Annotated in this window: 13 protein-coding genes; 5 read left to right on the top strand and 8 right to left on the bottom strand. The window is 68.2% G+C overall.

What is annotated here, in order from left to right; all coding sequences use genetic code 11:
• The first annotated feature begins 47 nt into the window (after positions 1–47).
• A complete protein-coding gene (locus ABNQ39_RS33100) occupies positions 48–1,409 on the top strand; it encodes an aspartate aminotransferase family protein (protein WP_376966540.1) in 1,362 nt (453 codons plus the stop codon).
• 95 nt (positions 1,410–1,504) lie between these two features.
• A complete protein-coding gene (locus ABNQ39_RS33095; protein WP_376966538.1) occupies positions 1,505–3,004 on the top strand; it encodes a CoA-acylating methylmalonate-semialdehyde dehydrogenase in 1,500 nt (499 codons plus the stop codon).
• A gap of 79 nt (positions 3,005–3,083) precedes the next feature.
• On the opposite strand, the gene ABNQ39_RS33090 is transcribed toward ABNQ39_RS33095, so the two are convergent.
• Positions 3,084–3,755, bottom strand: a complete 672-nt coding sequence (locus ABNQ39_RS33090) for a TetR/AcrR family transcriptional regulator (RefSeq protein ID WP_376966536.1) — start codon at positions 3,753–3,755, stop codon at positions 3,084–3,086.
• A gap of 77 nt (positions 3,756–3,832) precedes the next feature.
• Between ABNQ39_RS33090 and ABNQ39_RS33085 the strand changes: the two genes are divergently transcribed.
• Positions 3,833–4,975 (top strand): FAD-dependent oxidoreductase, encoded by a 1,143-nt coding sequence (locus tag ABNQ39_RS33085; RefSeq protein WP_376966534.1) that lies wholly within the window; start codon positions 3,833–3,835, stop codon positions 4,973–4,975.
• 36 nt (positions 4,976–5,011) lie between these two features.
• Here the strand turns inward: ABNQ39_RS33085 and ABNQ39_RS33080 are convergent, their stop codons facing one another.
• From ABNQ39_RS33080 to ABNQ39_RS33050, 7 genes are all read right to left on the bottom strand, one after another.
• Complete coding sequence (locus ABNQ39_RS33080; protein ID WP_376966532.1) at positions 5,012–5,455, bottom strand: CopD family protein; 444 nt, start codon at positions 5,453–5,455, stop codon at positions 5,012–5,014.
• 9 nt (positions 5,456–5,464) lie between these two features.
• Entirely contained in the window at positions 5,465–5,758 is a 294-nt protein-coding gene (locus ABNQ39_RS33075; RefSeq protein WP_376966530.1) for a DUF3817 domain-containing protein, read from the bottom strand.
• Between the two features lie 35 nt (positions 5,759–5,793).
• Positions 5,794–6,057, bottom strand: coding sequence for a hypothetical protein (locus tag ABNQ39_RS33070; protein ID WP_098735714.1), 264 nt, complete (start codon positions 6,055–6,057; stop codon positions 5,794–5,796).
• A gap of 11 nt (positions 6,058–6,068) precedes the next feature.
• Positions 6,069–6,395 carry an ArsR/SmtB family transcription factor gene (locus tag ABNQ39_RS33065; protein WP_376966528.1) on the bottom strand — a complete coding sequence of 109 codons (327 nt, stop codon included), beginning with the start codon at positions 6,393–6,395 and terminating at the stop codon, positions 6,069–6,071.
• 100 nt (positions 6,396–6,495) lie between these two features.
• Positions 6,496–6,672, bottom strand: coding sequence for a hypothetical protein (locus tag ABNQ39_RS33060; protein WP_376966526.1), 177 nt, complete (start codon positions 6,670–6,672; stop codon positions 6,496–6,498).
• Entirely contained in the window at positions 6,669–7,808 is a 1,140-nt protein-coding gene (locus tag ABNQ39_RS33055) for a PepSY-associated TM helix domain-containing protein (protein ID WP_376966524.1), read from the bottom strand. The genes ABNQ39_RS33060 and ABNQ39_RS33055 overlap by 4 nt, the downstream gene beginning before the upstream one ends.
• A 45-nt stretch (positions 7,809–7,853) precedes the next feature.
• Entirely contained in the window at positions 7,854–10,022 is a 2,169-nt protein-coding gene (locus ABNQ39_RS33050) for a TonB-dependent siderophore receptor (RefSeq protein ID WP_376966522.1), read from the bottom strand.
• Between the two features lie 270 nt (positions 10,023–10,292).
• On the opposite strand from ABNQ39_RS33050, the gene ABNQ39_RS33045 reads away from it, so the two are divergent.
• Together ABNQ39_RS33045 and ABNQ39_RS33040 are read left to right on the top strand one after the other, a co-directional pair.
• Positions 10,293–11,651 (top strand): efflux RND transporter periplasmic adaptor subunit, encoded by a 1,359-nt coding sequence (locus ABNQ39_RS33045; RefSeq protein ID WP_376966520.1) that lies wholly within the window; start codon positions 10,293–10,295, stop codon positions 11,649–11,651.
• Complete coding sequence (locus tag ABNQ39_RS33040; protein ID WP_376966518.1) at positions 11,648–14,791, top strand: multidrug efflux RND transporter permease subunit; 3,144 nt, start codon at positions 11,648–11,650, stop codon at positions 14,789–14,791. The genes ABNQ39_RS33045 and ABNQ39_RS33040 overlap by 4 nt, the downstream gene beginning before the upstream one ends.
• Positions 14,792–14,795 lie beyond the last annotated feature (4 nt).

The raw sequence follows: 14,795 nt of genomic DNA, 5'->3' as shown, positions 1-14,795 counted from the left end.
CGCGCCCCTGACAATGCGCCCCCCCAATCGAACCGGGAGAACAGCGGATGGCCCCCCTCGACAACGACCAAGCCCATGCCCTCGGCACGGCTGCCGGACTGACGCGCGAGGAGCTTGACGCGCACTGGATGCCCTTCACCGCCAACCGCGAGTTCAAGAAGAACCCGCGCATCATGACGAAGGCGGAGGGCGCCTGGTACTGGGACGCGCAGGGCCGCAAGATCTATGACAGCCTGTCCGGCCTGTGGTGCAGCGGCGCCGGCCATTGCCGCCGCGAGATCGCCGACGCGGTGGCGCAGCAGATCGCCACGCTCGACTACAGCCCGGCCTTCCAGCACGGCCACACCGCCGCCTTCAAGCTGGCGCACAAGCTGGCCTCGATGACGCCGGCCGGGCTCGACCATGTCTTCTTCGTCAATTCCGGGTCGGAAGCCGCCGACACCTCGCTGAAGATGGCGCGGGCCTATTGGCGGATGAAGGGCCAGCCGGCCAAGACCAAGCTGATCGGCCGGGTGAAGGGCTATCACGGCGTCAATTTCGGCGGCACTAGCCTGGGCGGCATCGTCGGCAACCGCAAGCTGTTCGGCACCGGCGTCGATGCCGACCATCTGCCGCACACCCTGCTGCCGCAGAACCTGTTCACCAAGGGCATGCCGGACGAGGGTGCCCATCTGGCCGACGCGCTGGAAGATCTGGTGGCGCTGCACGACGCCTCCAACATCGCCGCGGTGGTGGTGGAGCCGATGGCCGGGTCGGCCGGCGTGCTGCCGCCGCCCAAGGGCTATCTCCAGCGCCTGCGCGAGATCTGCACCAAGCACGGCATCCTGCTGATCTTCGACGAGGTCATCACCGGCTTCGGCCGCATGGGCACCGCCTTCGGCGCCGATTACTTCGGCGTGGTCCCCGACATCATGAACGTCGCCAAGGGCCTGACCAACGGCGCCGTGCCGATGGGTGCGGTGGTCGCCAGCCACGAGATCTACCAGACCTTCATGGACAATGGCGGCCCTGAGTATCTGGTGGAGTTCCCGCACGGCTACACCTATTCCGCCCACCCGGTCGCCTGCGCCGCCGGCCTGGCCGCGCTGGAGCTGTTCGAGCGCGAGAAGCTGGCCGACAAGGCGGCGGCACTGATGCCGCATTTCGAAGGGCTGATCCACGGGCTGAAGGGGCTGAAGAACGTCGCCGACATCCGCAACTGCGGCCTTGCCGGCGCCGTCACCATCGCAGCCCTGCCGGGCGAGCCGGCGCGCCGGCCCTACGAGATCGCCATGAAGTGCTGGGACGCCGGCTATTACGTGCGCTACGGCGGCGACACCCTCCAGTTCGGCCCGCATTTCATCAGCGAGCGCGAGGATCTCGACCGGCTGTTCAACGTCGTCGCCGACGCGATCCAGGCGACGGCGTAACGGCGCGCCATCGGCGCGGCCCTTCCTCTCCCGCACGGCGGGGGACCGGAGAGGCCGCGCACTCCGCACATCGAACTCTCCCCAGGAAGCGCTCCATGCCCATCGTTCCGCACCTGATCGGCGGCAAGACCGACGCCCCGGCCGACAGCCGCACCGCCGACATCGTCAATCCCGCCACCGGCGAGATCGCCGGTCAGGTGGCGCTCGCCAGCCGCAAGACGGTCGAGGAGGCGATATCCGCCGCCGAGGCCGCCTTCCCGGCCTGGCGCGCGACGCCGCCGGCCAAGCGCGCCCGCGTCATGTTCCGCTTCAAGCAGCTGCTGGAGGAGAATGCGCAGCGCGTCTGCGCGCTCATCACCCAGGAACACGGCAAGGTGCTGGACGACGCCTTCGGCGAGCTGACCCGTGGCATCGAGAATGTCGAATATGCCTGCGGCGTGCCGGAGCTTCTGAAGGGCGAGTTCTCCAAGAATGTCGGCCCCAGCATCGACAGCTGGTCGGAATTCCAGCCGCTGGGCGTCGTCGCCGGCATCACGCCCTTCAATTTCCCGGCGATGGTCCCGCTGTGGATGTACCCGATCGCCATCGCCTGCGGGAACACCTTCGTCCTCAAGCCGTCGGAGCGCGACCCGAGCTCGGCCCTGCTGATCGCCCAGCTGGCGCTGGAGGCCGGGCTGCCGCCGGGCGTGCTGAACGTCGTCAACGGCGACAAGGAGGCGGTGGACATGCTGCTGACCGACCCGCGGGTGCAGGGCGTCAGCTTCGTCGGATCCACCCCCATCGCCGAATATGTCTATGCGACCGCCACCGCCCATGGAAAGCGGGTACAGGCGCTGGGCGGGGCCAAGAACCATGCCATCGTCATGCCGGACGCCGACCTCGACAACGCGGTCAGCGCGCTGATGGGGGCGGCCTACGGCTCCTGCGGCGAGCGCTGCATGGCGATCTCCGTCGTGGTGGCGGTGGGCGACGAGGTGGCCGACCGGCTCAAGGACAAGCTGTCGGTGGCGCTCCACGACCTCAAGGTCGGCGCCGGCACCTCGGCCGGCTGCGAGATGGGGCCGCTGGTCACCCGCGCCCATTACGAGAAGGTGAAGGCCTACGTCGACCAGGGCGTCGCCGAGGGCGCCGAGCTGGCGGTGGACGGCCGCGGGCTGGTGGTGCCCGGCCATGAGAACGGCAATTTCCTCGGCGGCTGCCTGTTCGACCGCGTCACCCCGGACATGACCATCTACCGCGAGGAGATCTTCGGCCCGGTGCTCTGCCTCGTCCGGGTCAAGACGATGCAGGAGGGCATGGACCTGATCGACGCCCACGAATACGGCAACGGCACCTGCCTGTTCACCCGTGACGGCGAGGCCGCCCGCTATTTCAGCGACATGATCAAGGTCGGCATGGTCGGCATCAACGTGCCGCTGCCGGTTCCGGTCGCCTATCACAGCTTCGGCGGCTGGAAGCGGTCGCTGTTCGGCGATCTGTCGGCCTACGGTCCGGACGGCGTGCGCTTCTACACCCGCCGCAAGACCGTGACCCAGCGCTGGCCGACCGGCGGCGTCCGCGAAGGCGCCCAGTTTGCCTTCCCGTCGATGAAGTGAAGATCGGTCAGTAAAATGGAGCGGCGGCGGGGACGGCAGGAAGCCGCCCCGCCGCCGCTCCACTTTTGACTTCACGGCACTACCGCGCGGGTTTCGCCCCTGCCAGGATCAGGTCAAGGCCGGCGAGGAACGCCTCCCGCTCGTCATGCGTCCGCACCTGCTCCGCCAGCAGGTGAACGAACGGGTATTCCCCAGGATCGCGCCGGGTCCAGCGCTCGACGATTGCAGCAAGGACGGCCGGCCGCTCCGACGCGCGGAATTTGTGGCGCGCCGCAGCCGCGGTCTGCGCGGCGCTGCCCAGCAGATACTGGACGAACGCCGACACGCAGTGGAAAAGCGACCCGCGCGGAACGCCCAGCAGATCGAACTGCGCGGCACTGCGCTCGAAAACCTCCACCATGGCCGGCTGCCACGGTTCTCGGGCGAGCTGGGTCCCCATCCATGGATGCGCCTCGATGGCGTCGAAGACGCTCAGAGCGATGGCGCGCAGGGCGTCCGCCGGATCGGACCCGCCCGCGGTTTCGGCCAGCGCACGCGACAGCACGGTCTCGGTTGCCGCGGAAAGCAGCGCGTCCTTGTCCGGGATATGCCAGTAGATCGCCCCGCTTCCGGTCGACAACCGGTTCGCCAGCGCGCGGAAGGTCAGGGCGCGCTCCCCCTCCTCATCGAGAAGCCCGATGGCGGACGCAACGATCCGCTCCTTGGAAAGCGCATCCTCCCGCCGCTCGGGAGTCTTGGGTCTTGGGTCCATGTCTCATCTTGACATGCCTGGAACAACGTTCCAATGAATAGTCATGGAACGTCGTTCCAGAGCAGGGAGAGAGCGCCATGGAGCAAGCCGTCGTCATCATCGGTGCTGGATTGGGTGGACTGACGCTGGCCCGCGTCCTCCATGTCCACGGCATCCCCTCAATCGTCTACGAGGCGGAGGCCGGGGCGGAAAGCCGGACCCAGGGCGGCCAGCTCGACATCCACGACCACAACGGCCAGCGTGCGCTCGCCGCCGCCGGCCTCACCGAGGCGTTCCGGTCGATCATCCATGAAGGCGCCGAGGCGACGCGCGTGCTGGACCGGACCGGCAGCGTGCTCATCGACATGCCCGACGACGGGCAGCACAGACGTCCCGAAGTCCTGCGCGGCGATCTGCGCAGGCTGCTCCTCGACTCCCTGCCGGAGGGCACGGTGCGGTGGGGCAGGAAACTCGCCGGCGTCTCGCCCCTCGGAGATGGGCGGCACGAGGTCCTGTTCGCGGATGGAAGCACCGCGACCGCCGGCCTTCTCGTCGGGGCGGACGGCGCATGGTCCAGGGTGCGGCCGCTGCTGTCCGATGCCACGCCCCGCTATGCCGGCGCGACCTTCATCGAGACCTACCTGCACGATGTGGACAGCCGGCATCCCCGGTCCGCGGCGGCGGTCGGCGCCGGAGCGATGTTCGCCCTCGCGCCGGGCAGAGCCATCTTCGCCCATCGGGAGGCCGGAGACGTGCTGCATGTCTATGTCGAGCTGAAGCGGCCGGCGGAGTGGTTCGCCGGGATCGATTTCGCCGCTCCGGCGGCGAAGAAGCTCATCGCGGCGGAGTTCGACGGCTGGGCGCCGGAACTGACCGCCCTCATCGCCGGGGGCGACACGCCGCCGGTTCCCCGCATGGTCCACACGCTTCCCATCGGACACCGCTGGCGGCGGGTTCCCGGCGTGACGCTGCTGGGAGATGCCGCGCACCTGATGCCGCCGTCCGGCGAAGGTGCCAATCTGGCGATGCTGGACGGCGCCGAACTGGCCGACGCCCTGGTTCGGCATCCCGGCGACGTCGAGGCGGCGCTTGCCGCCTATGAGGAGCCGATGTTCGCCCGCGCCGCCCTGGAAGCCGTGGACGCCCATCGGATGTTGGAGCTCTGCCTCGGCGACGACGCGCCGTCGGGCTTCATCGACATGATGAGGAGCCTGTCAGACCCGAATCGGCAGTCGTCATGATCCGGGCGTGATGGGGGCGTGATACAGTACAGCCTCTCAGAGCGGTTTCAGGACCACGAGAAGCACGATCACGACGACCGCGCCGACGATGACCGGCAGCGCGTGGCCCGATGCCGGCGAAGGCCGCCCATCGGGCCGGGCAAGTTTGCGGAGCGTGCCTGACAGAATCCCGTGCAGGCCGGACAGGGCGACGACGAACACCAGCTTCATCATCAGCCAGCGTGCGCCGAACCAGCCGCCTTCGGTCGCCACCGCCAGTCCAAAGAGCCAGGCCAGCAGCATCGCCGGCGAGGTCGCCCAATGGTCCAAACGCCGCACCGCCCCGATGATGTCAGGTTGGGCGATGCCGGCAGGCCCAGGCACGCCGGGCAGGCTCTTCGGGGCGGACAGGGCGGCCACGGCGATGGCCGCGACGAACATCCCGCCGATCCAGACCGTCACCGAGACGATGTGGAACGCCTTCAGCCACAGGTAGATCATGGCTGCGCCTCACGGGGTGGAGGCGAGCGCCGCCCGCCGGGTCAGGGTGCGTGCGCTGAAGAAGGCGCCGAAGGGCACCATGGCGGCAGCGAACAGCTTGATCGTCTCGCCCCGCGACCAGCCGCCGGACGACACCATCCGGGTCAGCATCCAGAAATAGGTCAGGAAGGCGAGGCCGTGGACTGGCCCCATCGCCTTCACCGCATCGGGAAAACCGGCGAGATGCTTCAACGGCACGGCCACGAAGAGCAGGAGGATCAGCGTGCCGCCTTCGACGAGGCAGGCCGTCCGCATCCGCAGCATCTGCCTGCGATCCTCCTTATCGGACTGCGGCTCCATCACCCGACGTCCTTCAGGACTTTTTCCACCCCGGCGAGCCGCCCCTCGATCTGCGTGACGCTGCCCCTGATCGAAACCAGGGCCGCGGTCAGTTCCTCCTGCGCCTTGAGCGTCTTCTCGGCAAGGTCGCGGTATGCCGCCTCGCCGGCGGTCTGTGCCCGGCCCCGACGGGCCGACGAAAAATACTTCATCGCGAAAATCAGGAGGATCGTCACCAGGACGAGGATCGTAACGAGAAGGAAATAGGATTCTCTGCCGGTCATCGGGCGCTCCTTCAGGAGTCGGAATGTCTGCTGGTTGCGGTCAGGGAAGGCGCGGCTTCGGCAATCGCCGTGGGTGTCAGCTCGATCGCGAACGGGGCGACTTCGAAGAAATTGAGGGCCTTTCCATCCGGAGAGACCTCGAGCCGGCTGGTGACGAGCCCCGCCTCCTCCAGCTTCCGCAGATGAAGGTGCAGAAGCGGACGGCTGATGCCGATCTCGCGCGCCAGCTGACTGACATAGGTCCGCCCCATGGTGCTCAGCGTCGCCACGATGCGCAGCCGGTGCGGGTTCGCCAGCGCCGACAGCATCTCGAGCAATTGGTCGCCGCTGCAGGTCATGTCCGCTCCGCCACCCACCAGTAAGGATTTACTTACAGGTGGGCCGACATACCGTCAAGAAAAACTGACAGGTGAAAATCTTTCCTTTCGCCCCTCTCCCTCACATGGCCGGCCCGCCCGGCCGCTGCCGCCACAGCTTGACGGCGCAGACGGCCAGCGGCACCGACAGGGTCGCCCAGCACAGCCAGTCCCAGATGCCGTCGCCCAGGATGGCGGCGGCCAATCCGAAAATGGACAGCACGGCCAGCGTGGCCGGAACGCGCCAAATCCCGCTCATGCCTTACTCCCCAGCTTGGCGCCCGATGCACTTCTGTCGGATGCCGACCGCGCCCGCGGCCGTTTCAGCCAGACGACGAAGCCGGTCACCGTGACCACGCCGGTGACGATGGTGAACAGCGCCCAGATGATCTGCAACGGCAGCCCGCCGTAATCGCCGAAATGGAACGGCCCCGACAGCATCAGCACCGTCATGTACCAGGGCGTTCCGGCCGCCTCGGCGACCACGCCGGTCTCGGCATCGACGAGCGCGACGCTGAGCAGCCGCTGCGTCAGTTCGGTGTGGCCGCGCACCAGCACGCTGAAATGGCGGCTGCCGGCATATTCGTTGCCGGGATAGGCGATGAAGGCCAGATCCTTGCCGGGGAAGGCGGCCAGCCCGGCCGCGGCCACTTGGTCGATGGGCACCGCCGGCCCGGTCATCGGTTCGGGATGGCGGGCGGTCATCGCCGCCAGCTCGGTCTTCTGCCAATAGCCGGTGATCAGCGGCGAGAAGGACAGGATGGCGCCGGTCAGCCCGACGACGAAGGCCCAGACCAGCGTCGCGACGCCGAACAGATTGTGCAGGTCGATGTTGCCGATCCGCGTTCCCCGGCGCCAGCGCAGGATGCCAAAGGCCAGCTTCTTCATGAAGGGGCCGTAGACCACCAGCCCGCTGACCGTGCTGACCACGAACAGCAGCCCCATCACCCCGACGAACATCTGCCCGGCGAAGCCGGTGAACAGGTCGACATGCAGCTTCAAAAGAAAGCCGACCAGCGTCTCCTCCGGCTGCTTCAGCATCTGGTTGGCCCCGGTGAAGCCGTTCAGCACCACCCAGCGTCCCAGGTCGAAACCGCGTTCCTCCGGCTTGCCCAGATAGATGTAATTGACCGCCTTGTCCTCCGGATCGAAGGACAGCAGCTTCGGCACCAGCGCCGGGTCGGCCTTCTGCGCGATGTCGACCAGCGTCTGGAGCGGCAGGCGGGCCTGCCCCTCGGTATAGCTGCTGTCGAGATCCTCCCCCATCAGATGCTGGATCTCGTGGTGGAACACCAGGATCAGCCCGGTCACGCAGAGGATCAGCAGGTTCGCCGAACAGATCAGGCTGGTCCAGCGGTGGACGAGGCGCCAGCCCCGCAGGCTCGCAGGCGTCATGACGGCTTCCTTGGCCAGTGGGGGAGGAGGGACGGCAACGGTGGCTTACCAGCGATAGCGCAGGCCGGCGGTCACCGTCCGCCGATAGCCGTAGGCGCACCACTCGCCATAGTAGCAGGAGGCGACATACTCCTTGTCGAACAGGTTCTTGCCGTTGACCGTGACCTCCGCCCCCTGGAGCTTCGGCGACAGCGCGCCCAGATCGTAGGACACGGTGGCGTCGACCAGGGTGAAGGACGGCACCTTGAAGGTGTTGGCCGTGTTGGCCGTGCTGCCGGTGTAGCGCAGGCCGGCGCCGACGCCGAGGCCGGTCAGCGCCGTTCCCTCCGGCATGTGGTACATCGCCCAGGCCGACGCCTGATGGCGCGGCACCGCGGCCAGGCGCTTGCCCTGCAGCCCGTCATTGTCCTTGGTGTATTTGGTGTCGAGGTAGGTGTAGGCACCGATCAGCTCCAGCTCCTTGGTGACGCCGACCTTGGCCTCCAGCTCGACGCCGCGCGACCGCGCCTCGCCGCTCTGGATGGAGAAGCCGGGGTGGACGGGGTCGCTGGTCAGCAGGTTGCTGCGGGTCAGGTCGAACACTGCCGCGGTGAACAGGCTGTTCAGGCCGGGCGGCTGGTACTTCACGCCGACCTCGTACTGGGTCCCCTCCTCCGGCTTGAAGGGCTTGCCGCCGAAATCGACGCCGCTGCTGGGCGTGAAGGATTCGGCATAGCTGACATAGGGGGCGATGCCGTTCTCGAAGACGTAGGTCAGGCCGGCGCGGCCGGTCCAGGCCTGATCGGACTGAGTGCTGCTGCCCGACGCGGTGGTCGAGGTGGTCTTCGCCCAGTCGCGGCGGCCGGCGACCGTCAGGACGAAGCCGCCCAGCTTCATCTGGTCCTGAAGGTAGACGCCGGTCTGGCGGCCGTCGATGTCGGTGCGGTAGACCGCCGGCGGGGTGACGGCGATGCCGTAGACCGGGTTGAACACGTCGATGGACGGCGCCATCCCGAAGCCGGCGGTGTAATGGCCGTCCAGCCGCTGGTGATCGACGCCGGCCAGCACGGTGTGGCCGACCGGACCGGTGGCGAAGCGCCCTTCGATCTGGTTGTCGAAGGCGTAGGCGTTCATCTCCTCCCGCGAGGTGGCGACACCGCGGAAGAGGCTGCGGTTGTCGGTGTCGAGGCCATTGGCGTACAGGCTGTCATAGGCGACCTTGGCGTTCAGCCAGCGCCCGTTCAGCCGGACGGTCCAGGCGTCGCCGATCTTCTTGTCGAAGGCGTAGCCGACCGAGGCCTGACGGCGGTCGAACTTCTCGTAATTCGGGTCGCCGTCATAGAAATCGACCGGGATTTTGCCCAGCGGGTTCGCCAGCACCGTGCCCTGCGGCGGGATGCCGCCATAGGAGTTGCCCTTCGGATCGTGCTGGTAGAAACCCAGCAGGGTCAGGCTGGTCTCGGCATCCGGCTTCCAGGTGAAGGACGGCGCGACGGCGATGCGCTCGTTCTCCGTCATCCGGATCTGGCCGTCCTCGCTGAGGCCGACGGCGGTCAGGCGGTAGAGGAACTTGCCGTCCTTGTCGATGGGGCCGGAGAAGTCGGCGGTGCCGCGCCAATGGTTGTCGGTGCCGTATTCGATCCCGACCTCGTTCAGCGCGGTGGCGGTCGGGCGCTTGGAAACCTGATTGATCAGGCCGCCGGGCTGCGCCTGCCCGTACAGCACGGAGGTCGGGCCCTTCAGCACCTCCGCCCGTTCCAGCAGATAGGGGTCGATCTGCGGTGCCGCGTAATAGAGCGACTGGAGCCTCAGCCCGTTCAGATAGGTGTCGGCATCGAAGCCGCGGATCTTCAGCTGGTCATAGCGGGTCGCCACCGCGCCGCGGGTCTCCGCCGTGACACCGGCGGTATAGCGCACCACCTGATTCAGCGTCTGGGCATTCTGGTCGCGGATCTGGTCGGCCGGGATGACGGAGATCGACTGCGGCGTCTCGATCAGCGGGGTGTCGGTCTTGGTGCCGGTCGCCTGCTGGTTGGCGACATAGCCGGTCACCGGCGTCAGCGCCGTTTCCCCCTGCCCGGTCACCGTCACCGCCGGCATCTGCACCGCGGCGCCACTGGTGGTGGCGCCGGTGCTTTGCGCCCCCGCTACCGCCGGCACCATCAGCCCACTCAACACCATGGCGCCGAACGCCGCCCCGCGCGACATCCGGCCGCCGTCCACTTGTCTCTTCACGTCGATTGCCCCCGGCACGAATAAGAATCATTCGCAGTTATTGGCCCTGATAATGCAAATGATTCTTATCTTCAATACCTATTCGCGTATGTGACGCGACAATGCTGTTCACCCCTCCCCTCATTCCGGAAAGGGCGGCAGGCCTCCCGAAAAAATCTTCGCCGCTCCCGACGAATCCGCCCCGCCGCCCCGTATCAGGGACGGACAGAAAGACCAGGGCGGCCAAAGACGCCGTCCGGTCGGATGTCGGGACAAGCGTCGGAACAGGTCATGACGATTCGTTGGAAGCCGGTGGTCACCGGCGTTGTTCTTGCCGGACTGGTCGGCGGCGTCGGCTACGCGGTTCAGCACAAGCTGTCCCCTCCGGCGGCGACACAGCCGGGCGGCCCTCCCGGCGGCGGTCCAAGCGGTGGTCCGGGCGGCCCGCGCAACAACGTGGTGGCGGTCCAGGCCGGCACCGTTGCGCGCGAGGACGTGCCGATCTGGTTCGACGGCATCGGCACGGTCCAGGCCTTCAACACGGTCACCGTGCGCGCCCGCGTCGATGGCGAGCTTCAGCGCGTCTCGCTTCAGGAAGGGCAGCTGGTCAAGGCCGGCGACCTGCTGGCGACCATCGATGCCCGCCCGCTCCAGGCCCAGCTTGCCCAGGCCCAGGCGAAGAAGGCGCAGGACGAGGCGCAACTCGCCAACGCGCGGCGCGACCTCGAGCGCAACATGAACCTGAAGGAGTTCGCCTCCCGCCAGACCGTCGACACCCAGCGCGCGCTGGTCGCCCAGTACGAGGCGCAGATCCGCGCCGACGAGGCGGCCATCGAGGCGGTGCAGGTCCAGCTGAACTACACCACCGTCACCGCCCCGCTCAGCGGCCGCATCGGCCTGCGCAACGTCGACCAGGGCAACGTGGTGCGGGCCAGCGACCAGAACGGCATCGCCACCATCACGCAAATCCAGCCCATCGCCGTCCTCTTCACCCTGCCAGAGAAACAGCTCCAGGCAGTGCTCGCCGCTCAGGCGCAGGGCCCCGTGACGGTGGAGGCGCAGGACCGTGAAGGCCGCCGCGTGCTCGACACCGGCAAGCTGTCGGTGGTGGACAATCTGATCGACAGCGGCACCGGCACCATCCGCCTGAAGGCCGAGATGCCGAACGACCCGCAGAAGCTGTGGCCCGGCCAGTTCGTCAATGTCCGCCTGCTCGCCACCATCCGCCGCGGCGCCACCACCGTGCCCGCGACCGTGGTGCAGCGCGGGCCGCAGGGCACCTACGCCTATGTCATCAAGGACGACATGACGGTGGAACAGCGCCCGATCAAGGTCGCCCGCCAGGAGGAGACCAAGGCGATCATCGAGGAGGGGCTGACCCCCGGCGAGCGGGTGGTGGTGGACGGCCAGTACCGTTTGCAGCCCGGATCCAAGATCCGCATCGTCGAGCCCATCGCCTCGGCGGCCCCCGCCGGTTCCACCCCCGCCGCAGCACCGGAGGCCGCCCCCGCCGACCGCCAGCCGCGTGACCCGGCCGCGCGCGAGGAACGGCGGCGCGAACGGCAGCAGCAGCGCGAGAACAACGGCGGCGCCCCTCCCGGCACCCCTCCCGGCCAGCCCGCCCCGCGTGAGGGGCGGCAGCCCTCATGAACATCTCCGCCCCCTTCATCCTGCGGCCGGTCGCCACCGGCCTGCTGATGCTGGCGGTGGTGCTGCTGGGCCTGCTGGGCTACAGCACCCTGCCGATCTCCTCGCTGCCGACGGTCGATTTCCCGACGGTGCGCGTCACCACCCAGTTGCCGGGCGCCGCCCCCGACGTGATGGCCTCCTCGGTCACGGCACCCCTGGAACGCCAGCTCGGCCAGATCGCCGGCATCTCCTCGATGGTGTCGACCAGCTCCTTCGGGCTGTCGGTCATCACCCTGCAATTCGACCTGACCCGCGACATCGACGCCGCTTCGCAGGACGTGCAGTCGGCGATCAGCGCCGCGTCGGGCACGCTGCCCAAGGGGCTGCCGAACCCGCCGGTCTACGACAAGGTCAACCCGGCCGACACGCCGGTGATGGTGCTGGCGCTGAGTTCGGACAGCCTGCGGCTGGAGACCGTCAGCGACGCCGCCGACACGCTGCTGGCGCAGAAGCTGTCCCAGGTCGACGGCGTCGGCTATGTCGGGATCGAGGGGGGCTTGCGCCCCGCCGTCCGCGTGCAGGTCAACCCGGCCGCCGTCGCCGGTCTCGGCCTGACGCTGGAGGATGTGCGGACCACCATCACCCAGGCCAACGTCAACGCGCCGAAGGGCAGCTTCGACGGCCCGCGCCAGTCCTGGTCCATCGGCGTCAACGACCAGATCGAGAATGCCGCCGCCTACCGCCCGATCATCGTCGCCTACAAGAATGGCGGCCCGGTGCGGCTGACCGACATCGGTACCGTGGTCGATTCGGTGGAGAACACCCGGCTGGCGGCATGGCATGACGGCAAGCCGGCGGTTCTGCTGAACGTGCTGCGCCAGCCCGGTGCCAACATCATCGACACGGTGGACCGCATCCACAAGCTGCTGCCCTCGCTCCAGGCCAGCCTGCCGCCGCAGATCCACATGGCGGTGCTGACCGACCGGACGGAGACCATCCGCGCCTCGGTGGTGGATGTGCAGAAGACTCTGGTGCTGACCGCCGGGCTGGTGGTGCTGGTGATCTTCCTGTTCCTGCGGAAGGCGTGGGCGACGGTGATCCCGGCGGCGGCGCTGCCGCTGTCGCTGATCGGCACCTTCGGCATCATGGCGCTGTGCGGTTTCAGCCTCGACAACCTGTCGCTGATGGCGCTGACCATCGCGTCCGGCTTCGTCGTCGACGACGCCATCGTGATGATCGAGAACATCGTCCGCTACATCGAGAAGGGCGAGAAGCCGTTGCAGGCGGCCCTCAAGGGCGCCCGTCAGATCGGCTTCACCGTCGTCTCGCTGACCCTGTCGCTGATCGCGGTGTTCATCCCGCTGCTGTTCATGGGCGGGGTGGTGGGCCGGCTGTTCCGCGAGTTCGCCATCACGCTGTCCATCGCCGTGCTGGTGTCCGCGGTGATCTCGCTGACGCTGACGCCGATGATGTGCGCCCGCCTGCTGAAGGCGGAGGCCGAAGCCAAGCCCAACGGCCTGTTCCGCTGGACCGAGCGCGGCTTCGACGCGCTGCTGAACGGCTATGCCGCCTCGCTGCGCTTCGTGTTGCGCCACCAGCCGGCGACGCTGGTCTTCACCATCGCCACGCTGGCCGCCACCCTCTACCTCTACGACGTGGTGCCCAAGGGCTTCCTGCCGCAGCAGGACACCGGCGTCATCATCGGCGTCACGGATGCCGCCCCCTCCATCTCGGTCAAGGCGATGGCGGAGCGCCAGCGCGAGGTCGCCGACATCGTCCGGCGCGACCCCGACGTGGCGGGGGTGGCGAGCTTCGTCGGCACCGGCACGGTGAACGCCACCACCAACACCGGCAACCTGACCATCGCGCTGAAGCCGCGCGACCAGCGGAGATCCTCGGCGGAGGAGATCATCGCCCGGCTGCGCGCCGCCACCGGCGACCTGAAGGGCGTCTCGCTGTTCATGCAGGCGGTGCAGGACGTCCAGATCGACAGCCGGGTCAGCCGCACCCAGTACCAGTACGTGTTGCAGGATGCCGACCCGCGCGAGCTGGAAAGCTGGACCCCGCGCCTGCTCGATGCCCTGCGCGCCCGGCCGGAACTGACCGACGTGGCGACCGACCAGCAGCCGGACGGCTTGCAGGTCTATCTCACCATCGACCGCGACGCCGCCAGCCGCCTGCATGTGCTGCCCCAGGCCATCGACGACACGCTCTACGACGCCTTCGGCCAGCGTCAGGTCTCGACCATCTACACCCAGACCAACCAGTACCGCGTGATCCTGGAGGTCGAGCCGTCCTTCCAGATGGACCCTGCGTCCCTGTCCAAGATCTATGTGAAGGCCAGCGGCGGCACGGTCGTTCCCCTGAACGCCATCGTGTCGGTGGAGCGCAAGACCGCACCCCTGGTCATCACCCACCAGGGCCAGTTCCCCTCGGTCACCCTGTCTTTCAACGTGGCGCACGGCGTCTCGCTGGGGGCGGCGGTGGCGGCGATCCAGCAGGCGCGCGACAGCATCGGCATGCCCGACACCGCGACCGCCCGCTTCGCCGGCACGGCGGCCGAGTTCCGCGCCTCGCTCGACACCCAGCCCTGGCTGATCCTGGCGGCGGTGGTCGCGGTCTACATCGTGCTGGGCGTGCTGTACGAGAGCACGATCCACCCGATCACCATCCTGTCGACCCTGCCGTCGGCCGGCATCGGCGCGCTGCTGGCGCTGATGGCGACCGGCCACGACCTGTCGCTGATCGCGCTGGTCGGCATCGTGCTGCTGATCGGCATCGTCAAGAAGAACGCCATCATGATGATCGACTTCGCCCTGGAGGCGGAGCGCAACCAGGGCATGGCGCCGGAACGCTCGATCTACGAGGCGTCGCTGCTGCGCTTCCGCCCGATCATGATGACCACCATGGCGGCCCTGCTCGGCGCCCTGCCGCTGGCGCTGGAGAACGGCACCGGCTCGGAGCTGCGCCGGCCGATGGGCATCGCCATCGTCGGCGGGCTGCTGTTCAGTCAGGTGCTGACGCTCTACACCACGCCGGTCGTCTATCTCTACATGGACCGTCTCGGCAGCCGGCTCGGCCGCTGGCTGCGGCCCTGGCGCCGGAAGGACGCGGCCGAACCGGGCAACGACACCTCCCCCGGCCGGGCGGCGGCGGAGTAGCCGG

Source organism: Azospirillum sp. A26 (assembly GCF_042604635.1).
Classification (GTDB): Bacteria; Pseudomonadota; Alphaproteobacteria; order Azospirillales; family Azospirillaceae; genus Azospirillum; species Azospirillum palustre.
This window is presented reverse-complemented; position numbering and strand designations above follow the sequence as displayed.